Below are 16,932 nucleotides of genomic sequence, written 5' to 3'. Positions count from 1 at the left end.
GGGTCGGTGCCCCCCCACACTGTTTAGTCCCCCCTCGTACTGGGCCTCTAAACCCCGGTCGGGGGGGCCCCCGGGGGGGGGGCCCCCCCCGGGGGGGGGGCCCCCCCCCCCCACGCCGGGGACGCCGGGATCCCGCGCTCCGGCACCCGGGGCGCCCGGGGACCGGAGCCGACGGCCCCCGCGAGACGTCTACGAGCCGATCAGTCCCAACTCGGTCAGGCAGCGGGCGAAGCCGCCGAACGGGGCGTGCGCGGTCGCCGCGGCCCGCACCGCGGGATGCGCGTCACCGACCGCGACCGAGTGCCCGACCAGGGCGAACATGCTCAGATCGTTGGGCATGTCCCCGAATGCGACGGCGTTCTCGGGCCGCACGCCGAGCCAGTCCAGCGCGCGCGACACCCCGGCCGCCTTGTCCACCCCGAGCGGCCCGGCCTCGATCAGGTGCGGCGCCGAGTAGGTCAGCGTGGCCCGGCCGGCGAACCCGGCCGCGGTCAGCTCGGCGATCAGCTCGTCCGAGGTGAGCGTGGCGTGCCGGATCGCGACGCCGTAGGCCGGTTGGTCGGCGATGTCACCGATCGTCACCTCCCGCCATGGCTCGGGCGGCGGGCGGCGGCGCAGCGCGAGGTATTCCGGCGTGATGTCCCAGCTCGCGACCCCGAAGACGGCCAGCCCGGCGCCGGGCCGGGCGCGGACGAACGTGGCGAGCTCACTGAGCGTGCCGGCGTCGAGGGTGCGCTGCCAGAGCGTCCGGTTCCCGGTGGGGGACCAGCCGAGTGCGCCGTTGTGGCAGACCGCGACGGCCAGCTGGCCGGCGAGCGCGCTCAGGCGTTCCACCCCGTTGCGCGTCCGGGCCGTCGCGGCGAGCAGCGGCACCCCGCGAAAGCGCAGCTGAGCGACGGCGTTCAGCGTGGCCGGATCGATCGTGTCGCCCGGGCCGACCACTGTTCCGTCCAGATCCGTGACCACCGCGCGCCACTGCGTCATGACGGCATTCAACATCATGGGTACGACGTTTCGCCGCCCACATTTCTTCAAGTGCTCCCTGCCACGCTCGTGAAGGTCGCCGATCGTGCCCGTGACATGGAAGGCTGGCACCGGAACGAAGGGGGACGCGGATGGGCATGATCAAAGTTGTCGGTCTGGTGCTGCACCCGCGCCGTGACTGCGGGTCGGCGGTCGACACCATCGTGAGCTGGGCGGCCGCCCGGGGCGTGACCGTGCTGGGCCTGCACGACGAGATCACCCGGATCGACTGCAGCGCCGTCGCCGTCTCCACCGAGGAGATGGTCGAGCGGTCCGGCCTGCTGGTGAGCCTGGGTGGCGACGGCACCATGCTGCGCAGCATGCGCCTGGTCGAGGGCCGCAAGACCCCGGTCCTGGGGGTGAACGTGGGCCGCCTGGGCTTCCTCGCCGAGGTCGACCTGCCCGATCTGCCGGGCGCGTTGTCGGCGATCGACGACCACTCGTACCGGATCGAGTCGCGCACCGCCGTGCGCACCGTCCTGCCGGACGGGCGGCGGGTGACCGCCTTCAACGACATCGCCCTGGTCCGGGTGCCGGGCCACGGGCTGGCCGCGGTCGGGATCAAGGTCGAGGGCAAGCGCTTCGTGAACTATGCGGCCGACGCGGTGCTGGTGTCGACGCCGACCGGTTCGACGGCGTACAGCTTCTCGGCCGGCGGCCCGATCGTCTCGCCGAACGTGGAGGCCCTGATCGTCAGCGCCGCCGCCGCGCACTCGTCGTTCAACCGTTCACTGGTGCTGGACACCTCCGAGCACCTCTGCCTGGACGTGCTGCCGACCAGCGGCCGCCTGGCGATCGAGGTCGACGGCATCATCGAGGGCTACGCCGAGCCGGGCGCGTCGATCGAGATCGAGCCGGTCCCGTCCGCCGCCCAGGTGATCCGTTTCGGTCAGACGTCGTTCTACGAGCGGGCCCGGCGCAAGCTGCGGGTCGAGGGCAGCGCCCAGGCCGCCGACTACGACGCCGCCGACGCGACCGTGGTCGACAGCTTCGAGCGCAACCGTTACGAGGTGCTGGTCGGCGGCGAGGTTGCCGGGGTGCTGCACTACCGGCGCGGGCCCGATCAGGTCGAGCTGCTGCACACCGAGGTGGACCAGGCGTTCTCCGGTCGCGGGCTGGCCGGCCGGCTGGCCGCGGCCGCGCTCGCCGACGCCCGCTCGCGGGCCGCCCACGTGGTCGCCACCTGCCCGTTCGTGGCCGGTTATCTGGAACGTCACCCCGAGCTGAACGATGTGGAGCTGAGGTAACGACATGGGCCAAGCCGCCATCCTCACCGTCGACGACGACCCCTCGGTCTCCCGCGCGATCGCGCGTGACCTGCGCCGGCGCTACGGCGATCAGTACCGGGTGATCCGGGCCGGCGGGGCGTCCGAGGCGCTCGACGTGCTCAAGGAGCTGAAGTTGCGCGGCGGCCGGGTCGCCGTGATGCTCGCCGACTACCGGATGCCGCAGATGAACGGCATCGAGTTCCTGGAGCAGGCGATGGACCTGTTCCCGCACGCCCGCCGCGCGCTGCTCACGGCATATGCGGACACCGACGCCGCGATCCAGGCGATCAACGTGGTCGACGTCGACCACTACCTGCTCAAGCCGTGGGACCCGCCGGAGGAGAAGCTCTACCCGGTGCTGGACGCGCTGCTCGACGCGTGGCAGGCCACCGGCGACCAGGAGTTGCCGGACATCCGGCTGGTCGGCCACCGGTGGAGCGAGCCGTCCTTCCAGATCCGCGACTTCCTCGCGCGCAACCTGGTGCCCTACAAGTACTTCGGCGCCGACGAGCCGGAGGGCCGCCGGCTGATGGAGGCCGCGGACGCCGGGCCGGAGTCGATCCCGCTGGTCGTGACGGCCGACGGGCGTGCGCTGCCGCGTCCGAGCGTGCAGGAGGTCGCCGAGGCGGCCGGCCTGTCGACGAGCCCGGTCCGCGACTTCTACGACCTGATCATCGTGGGTGGTGGGCCGGCCGGGCTGGGCGCCGCCGTCTACGGCGGTTCGGAAGGGCTCAAGACGCTGCTGATCGAGCGGCAGGCGGTCGGCGGCCAGGCCGGCCAGAGCTCCCGGATCGAGAACTATCTGGGCTTCCCCGACGGGATCTCCGGCGCGCAGCTCACCGACCGGGCGCGGCGGCAGGCGGACAAGTTCGCCGCCGAGACGCTGAACACTCGCGAGGTGGTGGGCCTGCGGGCGGACGGGTCGGCGCGCACGCTGACGTTCGCCGACGGCGGCGAGATCTCCGCGCACGCGATCCTGCTCGCCACCGGCGTCTCCTACCGTCCGCTGGTGGCCGAGGGCGTCGCCGACCTGACCGGCTCGGGCGTCTTCTACGGCTCGGCCGCGACCGAGGGCCCGGCCTGTTCGGGCAGCGACGTCTACATCGTCGGCGGGGCGAACTCGGCCGGCCAGGCCGCGCTGTTCTTCGCGAAGTACGCGCGGAGGGTCACCCTGCTGGTGCGCGGCGCCTCGCTGGAGTCGTCGATGTCGTACTACCTGATCCAGCAGCTCGCCCAGGTCGCCAACATCGAGGTGCGCACCCGGTGCGAGGTGGTCGGGGCGCACGGCGACGGGCACCTGCAGGCGATCACCATCTGTGACAGCAAGGACGGCACGAAGGGCACGGTCGAGTGCGGCTACCTCTTCGTGTTCATCGGGGCGGAACCGCGGACGGACTGGCTCGGCGACGCTGTCGTCCGGGACGGCAAGGGCTTCATCCGTACGGGATCGGATCTGGTCCTGAATGGTGACCGCCCGCGGGGATGGGATCGGGACCGCGATCCGTTCTATCTGGAGAGCAGTGTCCCCGGCATCTTCGCCGCCGGCGACGTCCGGGCCAACTCGATCAAACGGGTGGCCTCGGCGGTCGGCGAGGGCGCGATGGCCGTCGCGCTGGTCCACCGTTACTTGGAGGCGCAGTAGCCATGACCACGGAGACAGAAGAGATCCGGCTCCAACCCTGTGAGCCCGGCCGGCTCACGCCCGCCGATCTGAAGACGCTGTTCCTGTTCGAGAAACTGACCGACGAGCAGCTTGCCTGGATCGCCGAGCACGGCTGCACCATGCGGGTGCCCGGCGGTGGCCTGGTGCTGCGCGAGGGTGACCCGGCGACCCAGTTCTTCGTGCTGCTCAGCGGCACGGTCGCGCTCAGCCGCCGGGTCGGGCAGGACGACGTGCAGACCAGCCGCACCGAGCAGCGCGGCGTCTACATGGGCGCCACCAACGCCTACCTGCGCGACGACGGCGTGCCGCAGAAGTACATGGCGTCGATGCGAGCGCTCTCCGACGCCGAGTTCTTCATGCTCTCCGCCGAGGACTTCGGCCGCCTGATGCGTGACTGGTTCCCGATGGCGATCCACCTGCTGGAGGGCCTGACCCTCGGGATGCGCAGCTCGCAGGCGGCGATCGGCGAGCGGCAGCGTCTCCAGGCGCTCGGGGCCCTCTCGGCCGGCCTGATGCACGAGCTGAACAACCCGGCCGCGGCCGCCGCCCGGGCCACCGGTGCCCTGCGCGAGCGGGTCGCCGCGATGCGGATGAAGCTCGGCAAGCTGGCCAAGGGCAAGGTCGCGCCGGACCGCCTGACCGCGCTGCTCGAACTCCAGGAGGAGGTGATCGAGCGGGCCGCGAAGGCGCCGGTGCGCACCGCCATGGAGATCGCCGATCTGGAGGACGAGCTCGGCGACTGGATGGACGAGCGCGGCGTGACCAACGCGTGGGACGTCGCGCCGGTCTTCGCGCAGGGCGGCATCGACACCGAGTGCCTCACCCAGATCCAGGCCCGGCTCGACTCGCCCGAGCTGCTCGACCAGGCGATCCACTGGATCGGGTACGCGTTGGAGACCGAGCAGTTGATGAGCGACATCGAGGACGCCACCGGTCGCGTGTCGTCCCTGGTCAACGCGGCCAAGCAGTACTCGCACGTGGACCGTTCGGCGCACCAGTGGATCGACGTGCACTCCGGGCTGGACAGCACTCTGGTGATGCTCGCCCACAAGATCGGCGACGGGGTCCGCGTGGTCAAGGACTACGACCGGACACTGCCGCAGATCCCGGCCCACCCGGCCGAGCTGAACCAGGTGTGGACGAACCTGATCGACAACGCCGTCCAGGCGATGTCCGGGGCGGGGACGCTCACCATCCGGACGAGCCGGGAGGACGACCGCGTCGTCGTCTCGATCGGCGACACCGGTCCCGGCGTGCCCGACGAGATCAGGAAGCGCGTGTTCGAGCCGTTCTTCACCACGAAACCGGTGGGCGAGGGGACCGGGCTGGGGCTCGACATCTCGTACCGCATCGTGGTCAACACGCACGGCGGCGACATCTCCCTGCAGTCCGCGCCCGGGAACACCAGGTTCCTGGTCCGGCTGCCGCTGAGCGAGCCCGCCTCGGCGTAAACGGCTGGAGCCGCTCGTCGCCGATCACTAGGATCGGCGTCGGCGATGGGCGGCTCCTGGCGGCGCTTCCTTCCACAGTCGTAACTGAACGAATTCAGCGCCGTCGCTCCCCGCCCGTCGCCCCGTCTGGAGTCGCTCTGTGGCCACCGTTTCCGTCGCGACCTTCGTCGACGTTCCCGCAGCTCAGGCCTGGGAGGCCATCGCTGATGTCGGCGCGGTGCACGAGCGGCTGCTGCCCGGGCGGGTGGCGTCCGCCGAGATGGACGGCGACGTGCGGATCCTGACGATGCCGAACGGCACCCGGATCCGGGAGCTGATCATCGCGGTCGATCACGAGCTGCGCCGGATGGCGTATTCGGTGATCGAGGGTCAGGCGATGCCGCTGACCTACCACCATGCGGCGTTCCAGGTGGTGGAGGTCGACGGGCGTACCCGGGTGGTCTGGACGACCGACGTCCTGCCGCACGCGCTGGCGGGCGCCGTCCAGGCCCGCGTCGAGCGAGGCATCGTGGAGCTGAAAGCGGTCCTCGAGTCGGCCTGACTTCCCGGGCCGGCTCCAGCCACTACCGGCGCCACGCCGCAGCCCCGGGTGATCGGCCGGGCACGGCCTAGATGTCGGCGACGGCGATGCGGCCGGAGCGGAACGAGATGCCGGCCGGGCCCGGATCGAGCAGGCCGTCGGCCAGTTCCCGCAGGTGGTTGTCGCGGACGACGGTGAAGCCGTGCCGCTCCACCAGCCGCGCCATCTCCTCCGGCGACCAGAGCGAGCGCCACGGCTCGCCCGACAGCGGGCTGGTCCGGCCGCCGAGGCGAGCCATGACCTGGGTCACGACCCGGCCGATCCGGACCGCGCCCGACGTCGGCTGGTAGTTGACGACCAACCGGCTGCCCGGGGCGGAGATCGAGGCGACCGCCTGCACGGTGCCGGCGACCTGGTCGCGCGTCAGATAGGGGACGACGCCCTCCCACACCCACGTGGTCGGCTCGGCCGCCCGGTGGCCCGCGGCGGCCAGCGCGTCCCCGAGCCGGTCCCGCGCGAAGTCCACCGGCACGAACGTCGGCGGTTTGCCGTCCAGCCCCGCCGCCCGGTCGCGTTTGTCCTGCTGAGAGGCGGGCTGGTCGACCTCGTACACGTCAGCGTCGGCGAGTTCCGGCATCCGCCAGGCGCGCCCGTCCAGGCCCGCGCCGAGGATCACCACCTGGCCGGCCGGCCGTTCGCGCACGGCGTCGTCGATAGCCACCGTCCGCGGCACCATCAACTCGCCGCAGCGCAGCACCATCTCGTACGCCATCCGTTCGGCCCAGCCGTCCGGCTGCCGCCCGTCCCGCGCCCGGTCGACCATGGCCCGCTCGTCGTCGTCGAGCAGCAACGCCGCGGTCGGGTCGCTGAATCTCCCGGGGGCGAACCGCCCGTGGGCCACTGCCCGCCCCTGACACACCAGCACCGCGGTCCGACTCGCCCGATACTCCGACATGGACCGACCGTAACCGGCTCGGGCGAGTGCGGCCGCTGACACTTGTCACTCCGGCAGCAACCCACGCAGATAGGCGGCCTGTCCGGCGTGCTGGGCGTCGTCGTCGTACACACTGACCAGCCGGGCGCCCAGGGTCACCGGCGGATCCCAGCGACGGTCGACGATCCGGTCCAGGTCCGCCTCGGTCAGGCCTTTCACAAAATCCACAGTCCTGGCGTGTACGGCCCGGTAGTACTCCGTCAGCGCCGCCGCGCTCTCCGGCACGACCGCCGCGGCGTCCGCCGCCGTGTGGCCGTAACCGCTGTCCGACGGATCGGGTTTGCGGCCGAAGCGGGCCGCCCAGTCCCCGGTGACGTAGACCTGCTCGCTCTCCAGGATCTCGGCGAGGTGACTGTCCTGCACACGGGTCAGGTGCCAGACGAGCCAGCCGATCGAGTTGGCGCCGGGCCGGGGAGCCCACCGGAGCTGCTCCGGGGTGAGCCCGTCGATCGCGGTGCCGACCAGTTCGGGCAGCCGCCCGAACGCCTCTTCCAGCACACCCTTCGCGTCCATCGTCCGTTCTCCTCCTACTGCTGCGTTTCGTCGGTGGTGCCCTGACCCTGCTGTTGCCGGCCCGGGTCGCTGCCCTGGCCGGCGCCGTCACCGGTGCCGCTGTCCGGGCCCGTCCCACCGCCGGTGTCGCTGCCACCGGTCGGCTGCGGGTCGGCCGGGGCGTCGGTGGCCGCGGGCTTCGTGGGCTCGGTCGTCGCCGTCCCCGGGTCACCGGACGAGTCACCCGGCGTCGTCGAGGCCGTCGGGGCCGTCGGGGCCGTCGTGGCCGGAGTGGGATCGGAACCGGCCGGCTCGGTCGAGGTCGCCGGGGCCGGCTTGGTGTCGTCGGAATGCTTGCCGGAGAAGTTGAACACGGTCGGTGCCCCGCCGTCCCGCCCGCTGGTCGCATCGGCCGCAGATCGGCCGGCCAGCAGCTCGGCCGCGGTGAGCGTGCCCATCGCCAGCAGGAACAGGGCGCCGGCCACCATCGCGATCCGCTTCCAGCGGAACTTGCCCGGCCCGTCGTGCGACGACGGCGCGTCCGGTGAGTCCGGAGCGGCCGGCGAGATCGGCTCGGCCGGCGACATCGGCGCCGCGGCCACCTCGGGCGTGCCGACCGCGGCGGGCGCGGTCACGAACACGGCCTGCAGTTTCTTCGTGCCCCGGTCCAGGTAGCGGTGGTAGACCTCGGTGCCGATCGAGCTGATCAGACTTGCCACCGCCGCACCGGCGAGCGTGCCGGCGACGCCCAGGAACGAGCCGATCACGGCGGCCGAGACCGCCGCGAGCGTGCCCGCGATCGTCTTGGGTATGTCGATGCCCAAGGGCCGGGTCTGCGCGTGCGAACTCATGTGCCCCCTTTCAGTCGCGCCAGCCCTCCGCCTTAACCGCACGGCTCGCCGCCAAACCCCGTCGCTGCGCGAGGACCACCCGCAGCGGCCGGATGACGATGCCTTCCTCCTCCTCGAGACGGCGGCGGGCCAGTTTCCGCGTCCGCAGAATGCCCGCCAGACCGGCTGCGGCGATGAGGAACTGCACCGACATCGCGACCCGGAAATCGGCGATGTGATAGTCGGCACTGCCGCCCGTGCGCGCGTCCAGGATCAGGCCGACCAACTCGATCGTCAGCAGCGACGCGACGAACCCGCCGACGTTGACCACGCCGGTGGCCGTGCCGAGGCGGTGCGGGGGATTGAACGTACGCGCATAATCGAAACCGATCATGGAACCGGGACCACCGGAGCCCAGTGCCACGACCAGCAGGATCAGCACGGGGAGCGGCGCCCGGCCGGGCCAGAGGATGACCAGGGCCCAGGCCCCCAGGTTGATCCCGACGATGCCGAGCACGAGCAGCGACCGGCGCAACGGATATCGCTGGACGACCACGCCGAGCACCGGGCCGGTCACCATGCCCACCAGCACGAACAGTGTGAGCAGCGTGCTGGCGGTGCCGCGGCTGACACCCTCGCCCGCGATCAGGAACGGCACGCCCCACATCAGGGCGAAGACCGTGCCGGTGAACTGGGTGGTGAAGTGCGTCCACAGCCCCAGCCGGTTGCCCGGGTGCCGCCAGGCGTGCGCCACGTCGGCGCCGAGCTTGCGCAGGTTGATCGGGTCGCCGCTGGTCACCCGCTGCTCCGGGGTGTCGTGCAGGGCGACCAGCGCGGCCAGCGTGACGAAGACCCCGGCGCCACCGGCGGCGAGGAACGCGGTGGACCAGCCCGGCCCGGCGAGCAGGGCGGCCAGCGGCACCGCCGAGAGCACCTGGCCGAGCTGCCCCACGATGCCGGTGAGCTGCGTGAGGACCGGCACGCGGCGGGGCGGGAACCAGCGCGGCACCAGCCGTAGCACGCTGATGAACGTCATCGCGTCACCGGCGCCGACCAGGACCCGGGCGGCGACCGCGCCGGTGATCCCGTGGGCGTTGGCCATCAGCGTCTGCCCGGCCGCCATCACCAGCGCGCCGGAGACGATCAGCCGCAGTGACCCGAACCGGTCGAGCAGCAGCCCGACCGGGATCTGCAGGCCGGCGTAGACCAGCAACTGCAGCACGGCGAAGCTGGCCAGTGCGCTCGCGCCGACGTCGAAGCGGTGCTGCGCGTCGAGCCCGGCCACGCCGAGCGAGGTGCGGTTGAGAACGGCGACGACATACGCGGCGAGACCGGCGGCCCACACCGCCCAGGCCCGGGCTCCGGGTCGCAGGGACATGTGGTGCCTTCCACTCGCGTTGTGCACTCGTACTTTCCAAGCCTTCTCCGCAGCTCGGCGCGTTGCAACGTGGGTTTGCCCACTGATCAGGTTGCTGTAACCCCAGTGGGGGTATAGCTTTATAACCCCACTGGTGACGAAGGAGCGCGTGATGCCGAAGATCAATGTGTATCTGCCCGACGAGCTGGCCGAGGCGGTCAAGGAGACCGGCCTGCCGGTCTCGGCGATCTGCCAGCGCGCGCTGGAGCAGGCGGTCCGCCGGGTCACCGCGATCCGCGAGACCTCCCTGGCCGAGCTCTCCGGCGCCGACCTGGAAGAGCGGTTCCCGCTGATGACCGGCCGCAGCCGCACCGTCCTGGGCCTGGCCGTCGAGCGGGCCGGCGCCGGGGCCCGCGCCTCGGTCGGCAGTGGCGACCTGCTCGGCGCGATGATCCAGGAAGGGACCAACCTCGCCATGCACGTGCTCCAGGCCCTCGAGATCGAACCGGCCGCGCTCGCCCGTGAGCTGGAGCGGCAGACCGGCGAGGAGGCGGCCGGGCCCGGCATCGGGGTGCACTTCAGCGTCCCGGCGGCCGGTGCGCTGGAGCTGGCCGTGGGCGAGGCGGTCGGGCTCGGGCACAACTACGTGGGCTGTGAGCACCTGCTGCTCGGGCTGGTCACCGAGCCCGACGGGGTGGCCGGTCAAGTGCTGCGGGCAGCCGGGGCCGAGCCGCGCCTGACCCGTCGCGCGGTCGCGTCGGCGCTGGCCGGCTATCGGCACCTGCAGGCCAACACGGCCGCGGCCTCCGGTTACTCGGATCTCCGCAACGCCGGCAACGCCGACCCGGCCCAGCTCCTGGCCGCCGCGTTGCAGCCGCTCGTGGCTCGGATCGAGCGGCTGGAGCAGCGCCTGGCCCCGCCGCAGGAGTGATGCGCGCCGCCGCGGCAACCCTGTTTCTGCTGCTCCTGGCGTTGCTGCCATTGATCATCTGAGCAACTTCACACCCCACCCACCCTGGGGGAAGGCCCGCTGATCAGTATGACGGGAAACCGGCACCGGCCGCCGAAGCCCTGTGGACAGAGCGCCGGTGTGGACGACCGGCGGCGCCCGTCAGGGCAGCAGATACCGGGTCAGCCATTCGATCGTCGCGCGGAGGAACTCGGCCCGGGACGTCCGGTGCAGCAGTTCGTGCCCCTCACCGGGAAACAGCAGATACCGGTGCGGGGCTCCCCGCGCGGCCAGCGCCCCGGCCACCTGGTCAGCTTCGATCACCGGCACGTTGCTGTCGTTCTCGCCGTGCACGATCAGCAGCGGCGCCCGGAGCCGGTCGATCCGGTGGAGCGGGGACAGTTCGCGCAGCAGCGCGGCGTCCGCGACCGGGTCGCCGTACTTGCTGATCGCGGCCGCCGCGATCCACGGCTCGGTGTGTTCGTAGAAGGTGGCGAAGTCCGACATCCCGCAGATGTCGATGCCGACGTCGAACAGTTCGGGGTAGGTGACCAGCGCCGCCAGCGTGAGGTACCCACCGTAGGACCGGCCCATCACGCCGACCCGCTCGGCGATCCCGGAGTCCCGCAGGTAGCGCACGCACGACCGGACGTCCTCGATCGCGTCGTGACGCAGCGGCCCGTTGTCCGCGTTGACGAAGGTGTGGCCGAAGCCGGAGGAGCCGCGCACGTTGGGCGCGAACACCGCGATGCCGCGCTGGACGAGGGACTGGAAGAGCGGCCCGTGTCCGGGGCGTTCCTGTGCTTCGGGGCCGCCGTGCAGCCAGATGACGGCCGGGTGCGGGCCGGGGCCGGACGGCGTGAACAGCCAGCCGGTCAGTGTGAGCCCGTCGTGCGCGCTGAGTTTTTCCAGCGTCGGGTGCACCGCATCGGGGTCGGCCGGTTCGGCCGAGATCGGTCGCAGACCGGATCCGTCGCGGGCGCAGGTCCAGACGCCGTGCGGGCGGCCCGGGCCCTCGGCGGTGAAGGCCAGCGACGAGCCGTCGAAACTCCAGGTCAGCCCGGAGACCACGGGGGCCGGCAGCGGCACTTCGACCGGGATCGGTGATCCGGTGTGGTCGAGGTCGATCAGCGACAGCGCCGATTCGCCGCCGCGAACGTTCCACAGCACTGCCGCGGTTCGCCCGTCGGCGGTGACCGCGAAGGTTTCGACTTCGGCGTCGGCGGCGGCGGCCAGCACCTCGGTGGTGCCTCCGGCGACCCGTACCAGCGCCGGGAACTCCCCGTCCTCGCTGCGCGCGTAGACGCACCCGCCGCCGGGGCTGAAGACTGCCTGTTCGCCCCGGCAGATCACCTCGCCGGGCACCGACTCGATCCGGCGGTCGCCGCGCGGGCCGCGCCGGAGCAGAACCGACCGCCCGGCCGGGTCGACGTCACACAGCGAGATCAGGTCACCGGAGGCGATCTTGCTCCGGGTCCCGGCGACCACGTCGATCAGGATCGCGTCGGTCAGGTTCTCGGTGAGCGCCAGCACCGGCCGCCCCGGCAGCCACCGCATGTTGTCGGCGGTGTCCGCGCCGAACCCGGCCACCTGGTGCGGGTCCGACCCGTCCGGCCGGACCAGCCAGATCTCGTGCCGGGGCGCGCCGCCCGGGGCGACCTGGCAGGCGAGCCAGCCCCCGCCGGACGACCACGCCACTTCGCTGACCGGTTCGTCGAACGCGATCCGGAAGGCCAGCTCGCTGTCGACCGGCTGCACCCAGACGCCGGGTGTGCCGGCCCGGTCGGAGACGTACGCCGCGTGTCGCCCGTCCGGTGACAGCGTCACCGACCAGTTCCCGGCGACTGCCGAGGTGAACAGCGAGAACGCCGGCAGCACGGTCACGTCGACCCGGTGGAGCTGGCCCTCCAAGACGTACCTCCTAAAGCTTCTTGTCCTGCAACCACATCTCCAGCAGCGCGAGTTGCCACAGCTGGTTGGCCCCGAGGGTGGTCCGCGGCGTGTTCGGGTCGGCGAGCAGCGCCTCGACGTACTCCGGCCGGAACAACCCGCGGTGCCGCGCCTCGGGGGCGTGCAGCGCGTCGCGCACCTTCGCCAGCATCTCGCCCTCCAGATGCCGGATCCCGGGAACCGGGAAATAGCCCTTCGTGCGGTCGATCACCTCGTCGGGCACGAGGCCACGGGCGGCGTCCTTGAGCACCCCTTTGCCGTCCGACGCGAGTTTCAGCTCGGGTGGGCAGGCCGCGGCGAGCTCGACCAACTCGTGATCGAGGAAGGGTACGCGAGCTTCGAGGCCCCACGCCATGGTCATGTTGTCGACCCTTTTGACCGGATCGTCGACGAGCATCACCTGCGAGTCGATCCGTAGTGCGGCATCGACCGCGGTCTCCGCGCCGGGCCGTCCGAAGCTTTCCGCCACGAACTCGCGCGCGTGGTCCCGGTCGAGGTGCCAGGCCGGGTTGAGCTGCCGCGACAGGTCGCTGTGCGGCCGGTCGAAGAACTCTTGCGCGTACGCCTCGACAGCCCGTTCCCGGGCGATCCCGGCGAGTGGCGGGTACCAGCTGTAGCCGGCGAAGATCTCGTCCGCCCCCTGCCCGGACTGCACCACCGTGACCTGTTTCGCGACATCTTCACTGAGCAGGTGGAACGCGATGCAGTCGTGGCTGACCATCGGTTCACTCATCGCCGCGACGGTGCGGTCCACGGCCGGGAGGAAACGATCGTGTCCGATCCTGATCTGGTGGTGCTCGGTGTCGAACTGCTTGGCGATCAGGTCCGAGTAGACGAACTCGTCGCCGCTCTCCCCGCCGGCCGGCTCGAACCCGATGCTGAACGTGGTCAGCCCGTGTTGTCCCTGCTCGGCCAGGAGCGCCACGATGAGGCTGGAGTCGAGGCCGCCGGAGAGCAGCACGCCGACCGGCACGTCGGCGACCATGCGCCGTCGCACGGCGAGATCGAGCTTCTCCCGCACGGCGGCCGCGAATTCATCAGGGGCGATCGACGCCGTACGCCGGAAGTCCGCCTCCCAGTAGCAGCGATCCGTGACCGCGCCGTCGGCCCGGATCACCCGTACCGTCGCGGGCGGCAGTTTCCGGATCCCGGAGAGGATGGTCCGCGGCGCCGGCACGACCGAGTGGAACGTCATGTAGTGCTGCAATGCCACCTTGTCGATGGTGGTGTCCACCCCGCCGGCCGCGAGCAGCGCCGGCAGCGTCGACGCGAAGCGCACCCCGCCCGGCGTCTCGGCCAGGTAGAGCGGCTTGATCCCGAGCCGGTCGCGGGCCAGCACGACCGTCCCCGAGTCGTGCTCGGCGACCGCGAAGGCGAACATCCCGAGGAAGTGCGTGACGCAGTCCGCGCCCCACCGGTGGTACGCCTTGAGGATCACCTCGGTGTCCGAGGTGGAGAAGAAGCGGTAGCCGTGCCCCTGCAGTTCCTCCCGCAGCTCACGGTAGTTGTAGACACAGCCGTTGAAGACCACGGTCAGCCCGAGTTCGTCGTCGGTCATCGGCTGCGCGCCGTTCTCGCTCAGGTCGATGATCTTCAGCCGCCGGTGGCCGAGAACGATCCGCTGGTGCTCCCAGACGCCCTCGCCGTCCGGGCCGCGGGACGCCATCGAGGTCAGCATCCGGCGGACTGATTCCACGTCGGCGGCTCGATCGCCGTACCCGCGCTTGGAGTAGATCAGTTCTCCGGCTATGCCACACATCATTCGCCTCCCAATAGCCAGGTGTCCTTGGACCCGCCGCCGCGCGACGAGTTGACGATCATGGAGCCGGCCGGGGCCACCCGGGTCAGCGCGGCCGGCGCGACGACGGGCTCACCGGCGCCGCTGAAGACGAAGGCGCGCAGATCCACGTGCCGCGGCGCGAGCTGGTGCCCGTCGAAGACCGGGTGGGTGGAGAGCCGGACCAGCTCCTGGGCGACCCAGCGGTGCGGGGCGGTCCGGATCTGCCGGCGCAGCGCGTCCAGCTCGTCGGCGGTGGCGTGCGGGCCGATCACGATCCGGTCCCCGCCGTAGCCGTCGACCGGCTTGCAGACCAGCTCGTCCAGCCGGGACAGCACCTCCGACAGCTGGCCCGGAAGCCCGCACAGGTAGGTCGGCACATCCGCCAGCAGCGGTTTCTCACCCAGGTAGAACTCGATCATCTTCGGCACGTACGCGTAGACGGCCTTGTCGTCCCCGATCCCGTTCCCGAGGGCGTTCGCCAGCGTGACCGTCCCGGCGTGCAGCGCGGCCACCAGGCTCGGACCCAGCGGCATCCCGTCCGCGCCGGGGGAGTGCACCAGGCTGTCCTCGCCCATCCGCAGGTAGACGACGTCGACCGGGTACCGCTTGCCGTCCCGCAGCCGGTGCACGCGGCCGCCCTCGACGAACAGCTCGGTGCTGCGGACCACCGGGACACCCATCGCCTCGGCCAGCATCCGGTGCTCGAACCAGGCCGAGTCGTCCGGGCCCTGACTGAGCACGACCAGCGCCGGGTCGTCCAGCGGGGACGCGGCCAGCAGCGCCTCCTTCAGCAGGCGCGGGGTGTCCTCGACCGGGATCAGGCCGGCCGGGCGCGGCAGTTCGGGCAGGATGCTCTCGGTCAGCCGGCGGTTCTGCATCGCGTACGCGATCCCGGACGGCACCCGCAGGTTGTCCTCCAGCACGCACCACTTGCCGTCCGCGTCCCGGACCAGGTCGACGCCGGCCACCTGGGCGCGGATCGCCGCGCCGGACACCAGCGCGCCACTGGCCCGCAGTTCGGGGGAGCCGTCGATCACCCATTCCGGCACGACGCCGTCGGTGACGATCTGACGCTGGTCGTAGACGTCGGCCAGGAACGCGTTCAACGCCCGTACGCGCTGGGTCAGCCCCGTCTGCAGGCTCGCCCAGTCGTCGGCCGGGACCACGCGCGGAACCAGGTCGAACGGGAAGAGCCGGGTGGCCGCCTCGCCGGCGACACTGAACGTGACCCCGTTGGCCCGCTGCTCCTCGTCGCGCGCGTCCTCGCGGTGCCGCAGACCGGTCGCGCCGAGCGCGGTCAGCACCGGGACGATCCCGGTGTACTCCGGCATGACCTCGCCCGGGAACGCCTCGTCGCCCGCGGCCGCGTACGGGCTGACCCCGCCGAGCGTCACCGGGTCGCTCGTCGCGGCGCCGCCCCGCGTCTCGGCCACCAGCAGGTCGACGACGTCGGCGATCCGGCCGCGCCGGGCCAGGGCACGCCGCTGGCGGGATGCCGAACTGCCGGTGCTCAACGCCCGTACCGACAGATCGAAGACCTGCTCCCAGTCGCCGAGGGCCTCCAGGTGCGGGCGCAACTCGCCGACCAGGTGCTCGACCGCGACGGCGGCGGGCACGGGCACCGGCGAGCGGGGCAGGTCGAGCAGGTCGCCCTCCAGGCCGGAGCGCGCCGCCCGCCACATCGCGGCCCGGTGCAGCGGCGGACGGGCCGGAGGCAGCGGCTTCCCGGCCCGGTGTTCCTCCTGGGCGCGGTGGACCAGGGCCCGGAACAGGCCGGCCAGCAGCACCACGGTGTCCACGTCCGGGCAGGCGTCGGTGACCCGCAGCTCCACGGTGGGCACGTGCGCGGACGGGCGCACGTCGAAGTAGACCATCTTCGGGTCGCTGATCGTCCCGGACGCGATCAGGTCGTTGACCAGCATGTCGAACTCCTCGGCGGAGTGCAGCGCGCCGCTGTCCCCGGCGGTCGGCCAGCGCGTCCAGACCAGGGAACGGGAGCTGGCGTACCCCGAGTCCTCACCCATCCAGAACGGGGAACTGGTCGAGAGGGCCAGCAGCACCGGCAGAGACGGCGAGACGCGCTGCGCGACCGAGACCGCCTCGTCCCGGTCGGGCACGCCGACGTGCACCTGGGCCCCGCAGATCAGCTGCTCACGGACGAGCATCTGGTACTCGCTGAGCATCCGGCGGTACCGGGTCGTCGGGGTGACCTCCAGCGCGTCGACGTCGACCAGCGGGACCGTTCCGGCCGCGACCAGGCCGAGCCCGAGTGACTCGGCCACCCCGATCGCGGCACGGCGCCGGGCCGTGATGCCCTCACGCAGACCGTCCAGGGTGGTGCTGACCGGCGTGTTCGTCTCCACGACCGAGCGGTGCAGCTCGGCCGAGAAATGCTCCGGGTCGAGCCGGTCGAGCACCTCGGGCGCCCGCGGTACGAGCTCGCGCGTGGCCAGGTCGACCACGTGCAGCTCCTCCTCGGCACCGAGAGTGAGCGAGTCGGGGGCGTCGGGCGTGGGGGATTTCAGCGCCGGAAGGGACTCCGTCATAGCGACCGCCTTCATGTGGTGAACTCCGCCCAGCGTTTCGATCGGTTGTGGCAGATGTGTGACGTGCCCATTTCCGGCGCTCGCCAAGCATCGTGATCGCCCGGTGCCG

The 16,932-nt window shown here is 71.8% G+C and carries 13 protein-coding genes; 5 read left to right on the top strand and 8 right to left on the bottom strand.

Annotated elements, in window-relative coordinates; all coding sequences use genetic code 11:
• Positions 1-189: 189 nt before the first annotated feature.
• Positions 190-984, bottom strand: a complete 795-nt coding sequence (locus tag ACH442_RS22770; RefSeq protein ID WP_396340089.1) for an HAD family hydrolase — start codon at positions 982-984, stop codon at positions 190-192.
• A gap of 137 nt (positions 985-1,121) precedes the next feature.
• On the opposite strand from ACH442_RS22770, the gene ACH442_RS22765 reads away from it, so the two are divergent.
• The 4 genes from ACH442_RS22765 (at position 1,122) to ACH442_RS22750 (ending at position 5,946) form a co-directional block, all read left to right on the top strand.
• Complete coding sequence (locus ACH442_RS22765; RefSeq protein ID WP_396340088.1) at positions 1,122-2,270, top strand: NAD(+)/NADH kinase; 1,149 nt, start codon at positions 1,122-1,124, stop codon at positions 2,268-2,270.
• A gap of 4 nt (positions 2,271-2,274) precedes the next feature.
• Positions 2,275-3,933, top strand: coding sequence for an FAD-dependent oxidoreductase (locus tag ACH442_RS22760; RefSeq protein ID WP_396340087.1), 1,659 nt, complete (start codon positions 2,275-2,277; stop codon positions 3,931-3,933).
• A gap of 2 nt (positions 3,934-3,935) precedes the next feature.
• Positions 3,936-5,405, top strand: a complete 1,470-nt coding sequence (locus tag ACH442_RS22755) for an ATP-binding protein (RefSeq protein ID WP_396340086.1) — start codon at positions 3,936-3,938, stop codon at positions 5,403-5,405.
• Between the two features lie 139 nt (positions 5,406-5,544).
• Positions 5,545-5,946: an SRPBCC family protein gene (locus ACH442_RS22750; RefSeq protein WP_396340085.1), complete on the top strand. Its 402-nt coding sequence runs from the start codon at positions 5,545-5,547 to the stop codon at positions 5,944-5,946.
• Positions 5,947-6,013: 67 nt separating this feature from the next.
• Here ACH442_RS22750 and ACH442_RS22745 read toward each other — a convergent pair whose 3' ends face one another.
• Genes ACH442_RS22745 through ACH442_RS22730 form a run of 4 tightly spaced genes read right to left on the bottom strand, consistent with a single transcriptional unit; the run spans position 6,014 to position 9,619 of the window.
• Positions 6,014-6,880 (bottom strand): class I SAM-dependent methyltransferase, encoded by an 867-nt coding sequence (locus tag ACH442_RS22745; RefSeq protein ID WP_396340084.1) that lies wholly within the window; start codon positions 6,878-6,880, stop codon positions 6,014-6,016.
• Positions 6,881-6,925: 45 nt separating this feature from the next.
• Positions 6,926-7,432, bottom strand: a complete 507-nt coding sequence (locus ACH442_RS22740) for a DinB family protein (protein WP_396340083.1) — start codon at positions 7,430-7,432, stop codon at positions 6,926-6,928.
• 14 nt (positions 7,433-7,446) lie between these two features.
• Positions 7,447-8,262 carry a hypothetical protein gene (locus ACH442_RS22735; protein WP_396340082.1) on the bottom strand — a complete coding sequence of 272 codons (816 nt, stop codon included), beginning with the start codon at positions 8,260-8,262 and terminating at the stop codon, positions 7,447-7,449.
• A 10-nt stretch (positions 8,263-8,272) separates the two neighbouring features.
• Positions 8,273-9,619 (bottom strand): nitrate/nitrite transporter, encoded by a 1,347-nt coding sequence (locus ACH442_RS22730; protein WP_396340081.1) that lies wholly within the window; start codon positions 9,617-9,619, stop codon positions 8,273-8,275.
• 151 nt (positions 9,620-9,770) lie between these two features.
• On the opposite strand from ACH442_RS22730, the gene ACH442_RS22725 reads away from it, so the two are divergent.
• Positions 9,771-10,529 (top strand): Clp protease N-terminal domain-containing protein, encoded by a 759-nt coding sequence (locus ACH442_RS22725; protein WP_396340080.1) that lies wholly within the window; start codon positions 9,771-9,773, stop codon positions 10,527-10,529.
• Positions 10,530-10,709: 180 nt separating this feature from the next.
• Here the strand turns inward: ACH442_RS22725 and ACH442_RS22720 are convergent, their stop codons facing one another.
• From ACH442_RS22720 to ACH442_RS22710, 3 genes are read right to left on the bottom strand one after another with little or no spacing between them, the layout of a single operon-like run.
• Positions 10,710-12,458 (bottom strand): S9 family peptidase, encoded by a 1,749-nt coding sequence (locus ACH442_RS22720; protein WP_396340079.1) that lies wholly within the window; start codon positions 12,456-12,458, stop codon positions 10,710-10,712.
• Positions 12,459-12,468: 10 nt separating this feature from the next.
• The gene (locus ACH442_RS22715) at positions 12,469-14,256 is read right to left on the bottom strand and encodes an N-acetylglutaminylglutamine amidotransferase (RefSeq protein ID WP_396340277.1); all 1,788 of its coding nucleotides are present in this window, start codon (positions 14,254-14,256) and stop codon (positions 12,469-12,471) included.
• Positions 14,256-16,823 carry a glutamate--cysteine ligase gene (locus ACH442_RS22710; protein WP_396340078.1) on the bottom strand — a complete coding sequence of 856 codons (2,568 nt, stop codon included), beginning with the start codon at positions 16,821-16,823 and terminating at the stop codon, positions 14,256-14,258. The genes ACH442_RS22715 and ACH442_RS22710 overlap by 1 nt, the downstream gene beginning before the upstream one ends.
• Positions 16,824-16,932: the final 109 nt, after the last annotated feature.

The organism is Actinoplanes sp. NPDC020271, from assembly GCF_044388125.1.
Taxonomy (GTDB): Bacteria; Actinomycetota; Actinomycetes; order Mycobacteriales; family Micromonosporaceae; genus Actinoplanes.
This window is presented reverse-complemented; position numbering and strand designations above follow the sequence as displayed.